The following is a 578-nucleotide window of genomic DNA, read 5'->3' as shown; positions in this document are numbered from 1 at the left end:
GAGTTACCAGCGTTTACCTTGATTCCAAATGATGGCATGACAGATGGTGATACGGTAAGCGTTGATCCAAGTGTTACCACAGTCAATGATGCCTCAGAAATTATTAACCTAGTAAGTAACGACTTTATTGAAGATGACGGCAGCGCGGTTGAAGGTGCTGAAGTCGCGACATTCGAGACTTTCGATGAAGACGGTGATGAGGTGACGGTCACTTTAAGCGATACAGTTAACTATGCATTAGTTGATGGTGCGGTGGTGTTAACCCAAGCGGGCGCGGAATTAGTCAATAGCGGTCAAGAGTTACCTGCATTTACACTTATCCCAAACGACGGCACGACAGATGGCGAGACGGTCTCTATCGATCCAAGCGTAGATACCGTCAATGACGCACCAGAAATTATTAACCTAGTAAGTAACGACTTTACTGAAGACGATGGTAGTGCCGTTGAAGGTGCTGAAGTCGCGACATTCGAGACTTTCGATGAAGACGGTGATGAGGTGACGGTCACCTTAAGCGATACCGTTAACTATGCATTAGTTGATGGTGCGGTGGTATTAACCCAAGCGGGTGCTGAACT

General features: G+C 46.7%; 1 protein-coding gene. It reads left to right on the top strand.

The annotated features are described in order from the left end of the window. On the top strand, nt 1-578 hold a 578-nt coding region (locus V5290_RS17365), incomplete at both ends, for a hypothetical protein (RefSeq protein WP_333388790.1).

The organism is Psychromonas arctica (genome assembly GCF_036697365.1).
Lineage (GTDB): Bacteria > Pseudomonadota > Gammaproteobacteria > Enterobacterales > Psychromonadaceae > Psychromonas > Psychromonas arctica_A.
The sequence above is the reverse complement of the archived record's forward strand: the minus strand, read 5'-3'. Positions and strand labels throughout refer to the sequence as shown.